General features: G+C 29.6%; 12 protein-coding genes. All 12 read right to left on the bottom strand.

Annotated elements, in window-relative coordinates:
* Positions 1-281: 281 nt before the first annotated feature.
* The gene (locus tag EHV01_RS01585; protein ID WP_353486540.1) at positions 282-545 is read right to left on the bottom strand and encodes a FoF1 ATP synthase subunit delta/epsilon; all 264 of its coding nucleotides are present in this window, start codon (positions 543-545) and stop codon (positions 282-284) included.
* Position 546: 1 nt separating this feature from the next.
* Positions 547-1,944 (bottom strand): F0F1 ATP synthase subunit beta, encoded by a 1,398-nt coding sequence (atpD, locus tag EHV01_RS01580; protein ID WP_422065912.1) that lies wholly within the window; start codon positions 1,942-1,944, stop codon positions 547-549.
* A 14-nt stretch (positions 1,945-1,958) separates the two neighbouring features.
* Positions 1,959-2,816, bottom strand: a complete 858-nt coding sequence (gene atpG, locus EHV01_RS01575) for an ATP synthase F1 subunit gamma (RefSeq protein ID WP_422065911.1) — start codon at positions 2,814-2,816, stop codon at positions 1,959-1,961.
* A gap of 16 nt (positions 2,817-2,832) precedes the next feature.
* A complete protein-coding gene (gene atpA / locus EHV01_RS01570) occupies positions 2,833-4,404 on the bottom strand; it encodes a F0F1 ATP synthase subunit alpha (RefSeq protein ID WP_422065910.1) in 1,572 nt (523 codons plus the stop codon).
* A 16-nt stretch (positions 4,405-4,420) separates the two neighbouring features.
* The gene (locus EHV01_RS01565; protein WP_348735607.1) at positions 4,421-4,966 is read right to left on the bottom strand and encodes a F0F1 ATP synthase subunit delta; all 546 of its coding nucleotides are present in this window, start codon (positions 4,964-4,966) and stop codon (positions 4,421-4,423) included.
* Positions 4,967-4,972: 6 nt separating this feature from the next.
* On the bottom strand, positions 4,973-5,503 hold the full coding sequence (gene atpF / locus EHV01_RS01560) for a F0F1 ATP synthase subunit B (protein WP_241568627.1): 531 nt from the start codon (positions 5,501-5,503) through the stop codon (positions 4,973-4,975).
* Between the two features lie 41 nt (positions 5,504-5,544).
* Complete coding sequence (atpE, locus tag EHV01_RS01555; RefSeq protein ID WP_004028354.1) at positions 5,545-5,847, bottom strand: ATP synthase F0 subunit C; 303 nt, start codon at positions 5,845-5,847, stop codon at positions 5,545-5,547.
* Between the two features lie 52 nt (positions 5,848-5,899).
* Positions 5,900-6,718 (bottom strand): F0F1 ATP synthase subunit A, encoded by an 819-nt coding sequence (locus EHV01_RS01550; RefSeq protein WP_400248659.1) that lies wholly within the window; start codon positions 6,716-6,718, stop codon positions 5,900-5,902.
* Positions 6,705-7,163, bottom strand: coding sequence for an MG406 family protein (locus EHV01_RS01545; protein WP_415745654.1), 459 nt, complete (start codon positions 7,161-7,163; stop codon positions 6,705-6,707). The genes EHV01_RS01550 and EHV01_RS01545 overlap by 14 nt, the downstream gene beginning before the upstream one ends.
* Positions 7,132-7,755: a uracil phosphoribosyltransferase gene (upp, locus tag EHV01_RS01540; RefSeq protein WP_338990135.1), complete on the bottom strand. Its 624-nt coding sequence runs from the start codon at positions 7,753-7,755 to the stop codon at positions 7,132-7,134. Before upp ends, EHV01_RS01545 begins: the two co-directional genes overlap by 32 nt.
* 150 nt (positions 7,756-7,905) lie before the next feature.
* Positions 7,906-8,496 carry a hypothetical protein gene (locus tag EHV01_RS01535; RefSeq protein ID WP_422065909.1) on the bottom strand — a complete coding sequence of 197 codons (591 nt, stop codon included), beginning with the start codon at positions 8,494-8,496 and terminating at the stop codon, positions 7,906-7,908.
* Between the two features lie 136 nt (positions 8,497-8,632).
* Positions 8,633-9,166, bottom strand: a complete 534-nt coding sequence (locus tag EHV01_RS01530; RefSeq protein ID WP_422065913.1) for a phospho-sugar glycosidase domain-containing protein — start codon at positions 9,164-9,166, stop codon at positions 8,633-8,635.
* Between the last annotated feature and the right edge of the window lie 105 nt (positions 9,167-9,271).

Genomic DNA, 9,271 nt, shown 5'->3' with positions numbered 1-9,271 from the left:
AAAATTGACATTAAAATTAAAAGTAATACAATCTAAATAAGTAAGTGGTATATTATTCCACAATTTCTAAGATATTAATTTAAGACCCTTAAATAATTTATACGACCTTTTTTTATTTCATCAAGAGTTTTCGACAAAATTAAAGAAAATAGTTGCATTTATTTTAAATGATGTTATTATTTTATTAATAAGAGCTTTGGGAAAAGAGTGTTTGAAATTACAATTTGCATAAAAGAAAATTAAAACAAAAAATCTCAAAAAAGAGATTTCTATTTTCGTATCTAACTAATAGGTTCAACTTCATCAGCAAGAATTTTAACAAATTCTTGTTCAACTTGCAAAATTCCACCAGCAATACTTAATTTATATTCTTTATTATTAACTTTGTATGTCATTTCAGATGGAACAATTGTTGAAACAAGAGGAATATGACCATACAAAATACCCATATATCCCGTAATTGTTTTCACTGTTATAATATCAACTAAGCGATTAACAATGATACCCTGTGGTGTAATAATTTTTAAACTAATTTGATTCGCCATTTTAATTATGTTTTAAAGCTTCGGCGGCTTTAACAACCTCATCAATTGTTCCAACATATAAGAATGCTTGTTCTGGTACATCATCATATTTTCCTGCTAAGATTTCTCTAAAAGCACGAATTGTTTCTACTACAGGGACATATTTCCCTGTTTTTCCAGAAAACTTTTCAGCTACAAAAAATGGTTGTGATAAAAAGTTACGAATTTTTCGTGCTCTTGCAACAACTAATTTATCTTCATCTGATAATTCATCCATCCCTAAAATGGCGATAATTGATTGTAATTCTTTAAACTTTTGGAAGATTTCTTGTATTCCTCGTGCTACTTCATAATGTTCTTCACCAACCACTAATGGGTCTAATAATCGAGACGAACTTCCTAATGGATCAACTGCTGGATAAATTCCTAATGCTGCAATTTCACGGTCTAAGACAACCTTAGCGTCTAAATGAGCAAATGTTGTTGCAGGAGCTGGATCAGTTAAATCATCCGCTGGCACATATACTGCTTGGACAGAAGTAATACTTCCTTTTTTTGTTGAAGTAATTCGTTCTTGTAATGCTCCCATTTCGGTTGCTAATGTCGGTTGATAACCAACTGCTGATGGCATCCGTCCTAATAAGGCTGATACTTCAGAACCAGCTTGGGTAAAACGGAAAATATTATCAATAAATAATAAAACATCTTGGTTTTTATCATCACGGAAATATTCAGCAATTGTTAATCCAGTTAAAGAAACTCGCATACGAGCTCCTGGTGTTTCATTCATTTGCCCAAAAACCAAAGCTGTTTTATCAATAACACCAGCTTCAATCATTTCATAATATAAATCATTACCTTCTCGTGTTCGTTCACCAACACCAGCAAAGACAGAAATTCCTCCATGTGCTTTTGCCACATTATTAATTAACTCTTGTACTAGTACTGTTTTTCCTACTCCAGCACCACCAAACAAACCAATTTTTTCCCCCTTTGCAAAGGGAACTAATAAATCAACAACTTTAATGCCTGTTTCTAAAATTGCAGCTGTTGTTTGTTGTTCTTCATATGATGGTGCTTCACGGTGAATTGGACGCATTGTCTTTGTCTTTGGCTGTGGTTTTTCATCAATTGCTTCTCCAAGAACATTAAACATACGCCCTAAAACCTCTTCACCAACTGGAACTGTAATTGGCGCTTTTGTATCAATCACATCCATTCCCCTAACCATTCCTTCTGTTGGTCCTAAGGCAATTGCCCGTACGGTGTCATCACCAATATGTTGAACAACTTCTAAAACTAACTTTGTACCATTATTATTAACCGTAATAGCATTATATAATTCAGGCAAATATTCTTCCGTAAACCGTACATCAACAACAGGTCCTAACACCTGTACTACTTTTCCATTTTTCTCCATTTTTTAACCACCTCTTAATTTTCTTGCGCACCAGCCCCAGCAACAATTTCTGTAATTTCCTGTGTAATTGCTGCTTGACGCTTACGGTTATATAATAACGATAATTTTTCTAACATTGCATTTGCATTATCTGTTGCATTTTCCATTGCTACTCGCCGTGATGCTTGTTCTGAAACCTGTGATTCAACGATTGATGAAAATAAAATGGTATTTAAATACATTGGCACCGCATTTTCTAAAATCGTTGCTGGATCTGGTTCAAATTCGGTAATAACATTAATGTGTTTTGGTTCTTCATGTTGTGTTACCTTAATAATTGGTAACAATTGTAAAATTGTTGGTTCAAAAGTTACATTATTAATAAATTTTGTATAAGCAATTTTAATTTCATCATAAGTATTTCCATTAAAACCAGATAAAATTTCTTGTGCAAACTCACGTGCATCATCATAAGAAAAATTAATATCAATATCTTTTCTTTTTTGCATAATTTCATAACCTTTATGGGCATAAAATATTTCTGCTTTAGAACCAATTGCAATAATACAATCACTTTTTCGTAATTGTTGTAACACCAACTTATTAATATTAATATTATAACCACCACATAAACCTAAATTTGAATTAACAATGATTCAACAAGTACGTTTACTATCTTTTATGCCATCTTTTTTTTGATAAATTGAATCATCTGCTTTACTAATGATATCATTAAAAACAGTATAAACTTCAGCAAAATATGGTTTTGAATTAGAAATTCGTTTACCAACTTTTTTTAATTTTGCTGTCGCTACCAATTTCATTGCTTGTGTTATTTTAGATGTTGAAGTAATTGAAGTAATTTGTTTTTTTAAATCTGTTCCGACTGCCATTTTGTCCTTTTAACCTTTATTGTCCTAATTTTTTCCACTCTTCAATTTGTCCAAACATTTCTGGTTTATAATCAGCAATTTTATTGGTAATTTTTTTAACAATATTAATAATTTCATTATCAATATTAGTCATTAAGGTATCGCTATAGGCTTTGGCCTTTGCTAATTCAGTATAGTATTTTTTTGCTTTTGTATTAAAATATTCAATTATTTCTTCTTTAAATTCTTGAATTTTATCAACTGGAATTCAACGAATTCTTTTTTTCTTAACTGCTAATAAAATGATTGCTTGGTCAATTTGTGAAAACGGTGAATATTGTTTTTGTTTTAAAATTTCAATTACTCGTTTTCCATGTTCTAATACTTCTTTTGTCGCATCATCCAAATCAGAACCAAATTGAGCAAAGGCTTGTAGTTCACGATATTGTGCTAATTCTAATTTTAATGAACCAGCAACTTGTTTCATTGCTTTAATTTGTGCTGTTGACCCTACTCGTGACACCGATAATCCCGCATCAACCGCAGGATGAATTCCAGCATTAAACTGATCATTATTTAAGAAAATTTGCCCATCAGTAATTGAAATAACATTAGTTGGAATATATGCTGAAATATCACCCGCTTGTGTTTCAATAATTGGCAAAGCAGTAATACTTCCGCCTCCATATTCTTTTGTTACTCGCGCGGCACGTTCTAATAACCGACTATGTAAATAAAAAACATCACCAGGATATGCTTCACGACCAGGTGGACGGTGTAATAATAGTGCCATTGTTCGATAAGCAACAGCATGTTTTGAAAGATCATCATAAATAATAATGACATTTTCACCAGATTCCATCCATTCTTCACCAATAGTAACACCAGTATATGGTGCTAAGTATTGTAATGGCGCTAATTCACTTGCTGTGGCTGAAACAACTGCTGTATATTCTAATGCACCAGCAGCTCGTAATTTTTCGACAATTTGTGCAACAGTTGATGCTTTTTGCCCAATTGCAACATAAATACATTTTACATTTTTCCCTTTTTGATTTAAGATGGTATCAATTCCGATTGCTGTTTTTCCTGTCTGGCGATCACCTATAATTAATTCTCGTTGTCCTTTCCCAATGGGAATCATCGCATCAATTGTCATAATTCCCGTTTCCATTGGTTCATCAACTGATTTTCTAGTCATAACACCAGGTGCAATTCGTTCCACAGGACGTGTTTTTGTTGCTTTTAATGGTCCTTTCCCATCAATTGGTTGTCCTAATGCATTAACAACACGGCCTAACAACGCATCACCAACTGGCGTTTCAACAATTTTTCCTGATCGACGAACTTGATCACCTTCACGGATTGTTGTATCGTCACCCATTAAAACGGCCCCAACAGCGCCTTCTTCTAAGTTTAATACCATTCCATAAATTTCATTCGGAAAAATTAGCAATTCACTCATCATTGCATTGTCAAGACCATCAATTAAAGCAATTCCATCACCAACTGTCACAACAGTTCCTTCTTCATGAATTTCAATTTTTTTACCATATTCTTTAATCTGTTTTTTAATTATTTCGGAAATCTCATTTACATTTAAAGCCACTTTTTCACCCCATCTTCTATTTATTATATATTGCTTTTTGTCGCATTGTTTCTAATTGTCCTGCAATTGAACCATCAATAATTTCGTGCTTAATTTTAATCCGAACTCCGCCTAATAAAGATGGATCAATTTTGTTAACTAACTCAATATGATAGCCAAATTTTTTACTTAATTTTGTTTCAATTGTTGTAATTTGTTTTCTTGTTAATGGTTGAGTTGAATAAATATTTCCATATTGAACATCATAACTAATATTTATTAATTTTCTTAAACTTTTAAAAATTCTTCTAACATAACAAAAAGCTTCACGATCAATTAATAAAAAAAGGGCATTTAAAATTAACGGATCAATAACTTTTTGAAATGGTTTTGCTAAAATGTTCTTTCGTTCTTCTTTTGCAATATCAGCATTCATCATTAACTTAATATAATCTGGTTCTTGTTTAAATAAATCTACGATTATATTACTAACTTCTAAAAAATGATCAATTTTTTTTGTTTCAAGCGCCAAGTCCATTAAAGCAGCTGCATAATTATCAATAAATTTTTCACTAACTAACATAACTTACTACTCTAATTCTTTGATAAACTCTTCTACCAATTTTTCATTTTTTTCTTTATTAATTTCTTTGCTTAATAACTGCTCAGCTGCATTAAAAGCAACATTAATAATTGATTTTCGAATATCATCATAATATTGCTCTTTTTCTTTTTGAATTTCTTTATGGGCCTGTTCATTTAATTGCATAACTTCAGCTTTTGCTGTTTCTAAAACTTGATGACGTTTTGCCTCTGCTTCAGTTCGAGCCGCAACAATAATACTATTTGCTTCTACCTTCGCTGTTGTTAACAATTTCGATGCTTCTTTTTGATCAATTGTTGCTTTTGCTTGTTTTTCAGCAGCATCTTGAATTAATTCTCGAATTTTATTGCGACGAGCCCGCATTGCTTTTCGAAATGGATTATAAACTCATTTTGATAATAAAATTAATAAAATAATCGTCGCAATAACATGCGCAATAAAAACCCATAGATTAGGAAATAATTGATTAATAATTTCTGCTGGTTCAATTGGTTTTGACATTAATCACATTGTCATAGATATCTAAGCCTTTTTTCTTTCCAACTTTTTACTTTTCATTAACCAGTAACAAATGCTAAAATAATCGCAATAACTAATGCATAAATTGACCCTGATTCAGTAATCGCAGCAGCAATAATATATTGTGTTCTAACTTTACTTTCAACTTCTGGGTTTCGAGCAATTGCTTCAACAGCTTTTCCACCAGTATACCCTTGTCCAATTCCTGAACCACAACAACCAATGGCAGCTAATCCTGCACCCAATAATGACATTCCCTTTGTAAAACCATCATTAATTCCGGCCATAAATCATATTGTCATCATATTCGATAGCAAATCTATTGTCATAAAATTTATCATATTATAATTCTCCTCTTCCTTAACAAATATATAATTTTATTTTAATCCTTTTTTAGCCATTTAAATTAACATTTTTAATTTTTTGTTCTTTTTTTAACTTAATTATCTTTTCGTTTTTATCTTTGGTTTCTGTTTTCATTTCCATTGCCCAATAGGCAATTGTTAAAATTGCAAAAATATATGCTTGAATTAAACCATCAAAAACATCAAAATAAATACTTAAAAAAGGTAAAAATACACCAGCTAATAAATCAACAGGCCCAATATAAGGAATCTGTCCTCAAATAAAGCTCATTAAAACTGTAAACAAGGTAATAATAACTGTTCCTCCCAAAATGTTTCCAAATAAACGAAATGAAATTGAGATCAAAGGAACAAATTGGGTTAATAATTCTAATGGATTGACAAAAAACTTTTTAAAATATACTAGTTTTTGATATTTAATCCCAAAATAATATATTCCAAAAAAGGTAACCAATCCCATTGATAATGGGACAGTATAAGCTGTTGCAAGTGATTCAAACCCAACAACACTCATTAAATTTCCAATCCCAATATACAATAATAAGTATATAACATAAACTGTTAAAAATTTATATTTTGGTCCCATCAAATCAACAACTTGTTTTTCAACTCACTTAATTGTAATTTCAGCAAAAAGTACTAAACCAGTTGGAATATCGGTTGGACCAAGTTTTTTTAAGCGTTTATAATAATCTATTGATAAAAGCATAATAATAAAGGTAGTAATAACTATCGTTACTAATTGCGGTAATAAAATTGTATAACTTCATGCATCCATTCCACTTTTATTTGGATCAGGGATTAAATCCATTGCAAGAAATTGACCAAAGTTACTATTCATTGCCATTTTTCTTTTCCTTTCTGCGTTGATGAATGGGAAATTTAACATTTGCAAATAATGATGAAAATGGACATAAACTAATTCCAACAATTATTGTGTAGATACTAAAAAAACTAGTATTCTCAGCATAAATAACTATAGGTATAGCATAAATCACTAAGCGAACTAGGTACAATAAGATAAAAAAGTACTTATTTAAACTTATACTTAACAATCATCCAGAAAAACAAATGATTAAGAAACCTATAAGAGAAAACAAATATCCCAAAACTAATCCTGTGTATAAAGTTCAATCTCGTTTTAATGTCAAATATATCATCGTCAATACTATTAGTATTCCCAAAAACATTATTAAACTTATTATTGACAGTTTATATTTTATACCTTTAAAATGGTTTTTTCAATTTAATTTATTTTTTTTATTTAGTTCCAAAAATACGGTCTCCAGCATCACCTAGACCAGGAATAATATAACCATGCTCATCTAAACGTTGGTCTAATGCAGCAACATAAATATCAACATCTGGATGATGCTCTTCAATACATTTTTTTCCTTCAGGTGCAGCTACCAAACATACTAATTTAATATTAGTTGCTCCTCATTCTTTAACTTTTTGAATTGCCACATTAGCACTGCCCCCTGTCGCTAACATTGGATCTAAAACTAAAACATTTGCTTTATTAATATTTTCTGGTTTTTTGGCAAAATATTCATGTGGTTCTAAGGTTTTTTCATCTCGGTATAATCCAATATGTCCAATTTTAGCGTTTGGGACTAAATTAATAATTCCATCGACCATCCCCAAGCCTGCTCTTAAAATTGGAAATAAAACAATATCATTTGCAATTTTATATCCCTTTGTTTTTGCTACTGGTGTTTCAATTTCAAATTCATTTAATTCAATATTTCGAAATATTTCATACGCCATTAATTGCGCAATTTCATCTAAATTTTCTTTAAAGACCTTTGAATTACTCTCCTTTTTGCGCATTCTTGTTAATTTATCCAAAATTAACGGGTGTTTTATTACAGTAAATGACATTAATTACTTTTCCTCCTTAATTTATTAGATTTTAACATAATTATAAAGATAATACCAAGATTTAATTTGGAATTACTTACATTTTTAAAAATAATTAAATAAAAAGAAATAAATTGAACTTTCAAACTTATTTCTTTTTTTAATCTTTCATTATTTTCTTATCACTTGTAATGTTGAACCTGATTTTATCCTTAGATTAATGTAATTAGAAGATGAAGGTGATTCTTCTGTAATCTCAAAACTATAAAATAATTTTAAGTATAAAATTGCAGTGTTGATATCCATTCAAACAACTCCCTTCATATAAAAATAACCTGAATATCATTCCTTATTAATAGTTGTTCTAAAATCATTTTTATTATCTAACATTACCCAATCAAATTCATTCGTAAGTACTTTTAAATCACTTGTAGGAATAAATAGTGCAAAATAATTTGGATTATCAATCTTATTATCATTAACTGTTATTTCAAAGTCAGGCAAACAAACGACAGAAAATGTTTTTAACTCATTTAAATTATTAATTCCTAACGCTGTTAAATTAACTTTTTCTGTTTTATAGTTAATTTTCGCTACTTTTAATGCTTTATTTCAAAACACTTCATATTCAATTAAGTAAGTTTTATCTTTTTGCTGGCTATTATTATTTTGTCAAGGCTCTTGTACCTTATTAGCTGTAACAAGAGAAGCACCATTATTAAACATTATTATTGCTCCTAATAAACTTAATATTTTTTTCATAACTTAATAACTCCTTTCTTTAAAATAATAAGAGTTAATAAATTAATAACTATTTATTTAATATTGCAATATTATTTTTTATTTTTTAATTATATCCCTCAAAATAAAAAAGTCATAGGTTTTAACTACAACTTTTTTAACTTAAATTAAATCTAAATTCTTGATTTGGTAATAAACAATCAACAATTTTTTGTTCATTTTCGTCTAATTGACCAACAAAGTTACGAATACCATCGTTTATCATCCGTTTTGTAATAATTTGAACTTCACCTTTATAATTTTGTGCCTTATTATTTAAAATAACAACATCACCTTTTTCAAAATATTTACCATTGAAGGGACGGGCAGGCAAATCACAATCTTGATATTTAATCCAAGCAAATGTACTACGAATCATGTACTCCGCTAAATCTGGGCGAACAAAATGAATTGTTTGGTCAAGAAGTATTCCCTTTTCAGTAGGGGGCACTCCCCTATCTGTTTTTAAACTTAATGTAATTAAATGTAAATTAATGTTTTGTAAAGTTGCAAATTCTTCATCATTTAAAAACTGCGTTGATACAATAATGTCGTCTACACCTAAGGCCACAAAATGACGAATTTGAAAATCTAATGTTAAATCACGATGCATTTCAATGCTTGGTAATTTATCATTAGACTTCTTGCATAACCTATTAAAATAATTGTAAATATTTTTAAAAAAATACTAATAGCAAATTATAATTTTAATTAATTATGTCTTTTATTTAAAAATTTAATATTTTCCTACAAYTTT

The sequence above is a fragment of the Spiroplasma sp. hy2 genome, assembly GCF_044714365.1.
Taxonomy (GTDB): domain Bacteria; phylum Bacillota_I; class Bacilli_A; order Mycoplasmatales; family Mycoplasmataceae; genus Spiroplasma; species Spiroplasma phoeniceum.
The sequence above is the reverse complement of the archived record's forward strand: the minus strand, read 5'-3'. Positions and strand labels throughout refer to the sequence as shown.